The organism is Nostoc sp. PCC 9305 (assembly GCF_963920915.1).
Taxonomy (GTDB): domain Bacteria; phylum Cyanobacteriota; class Cyanobacteriia; order Cyanobacteriales; family Nostocaceae; genus Nostoc.
Window position 1 is genome coordinate 1 of sequence record NZ_CAWUDN010000270.1, and the last position, 590, is coordinate 590.

The window sequence follows — 590 nt, forward strand, 5'->3', positions numbered from 1 at the left end:
AGATTGAGAAGCTTTTGCTGTTCCCATGATTGAGGCGGATGAAGTGAACGTCTTTCCATCGTGATTTTGATAAGCGCTGCTTGTTCATCAGTTGGAGAATTCATTTGATCGAGTGCAGCGCCGATATTTTGAAAAGCTTCAAAACTTAACCGTCTTAATCCCCTACCTTCTTGCATCTGGTTAAGTGCGATCGCAGGGAAGGCTATAAGTGAAGTAACGTAGCTAGTCTTATATCCAGCGTTCCCAGTCGGTTTAATACCGTAGCGGCGACACAAATCTTTTAACTCCTGGATAGTTTTGATTTCGAGTTCCGTTCGTGTAAACATAGAGTAGCCATTCCTTAAAAGTGGTATCGGTGGGTAACAAGTTTCTCAGGCTTCTGTACCCATCGAATAAACACTCTAATGTTTCGCTTCCAAAAGATTCAAGCTATATTTACATCTCTCAATAATGCCTAATCCTAAAGGAACTCCTGAAAATTTAAAGCCAATTAAGTCAGAACGAGAGGAGCCGCTTACCGAGAAGATGAACTTACGCATGACAAAATCCATGAAAGAGGAAGTACAGCAACAAGACAATCCTCCTGAATT

1 protein-coding gene is annotated in these 590 nt (G+C 41.4%); it reads right to left on the reverse strand.

The features are described 5' to 3' along the window. Window positions 1-326, reverse strand: a 326-nt coding sequence (locus ACM0OX_RS35730; RefSeq protein WP_414519949.1) for a hypothetical protein, incomplete at its 3' end; no start/stop codon positions are given. Between the last annotated feature and the right edge of the window lie 264 nt (window positions 327-590).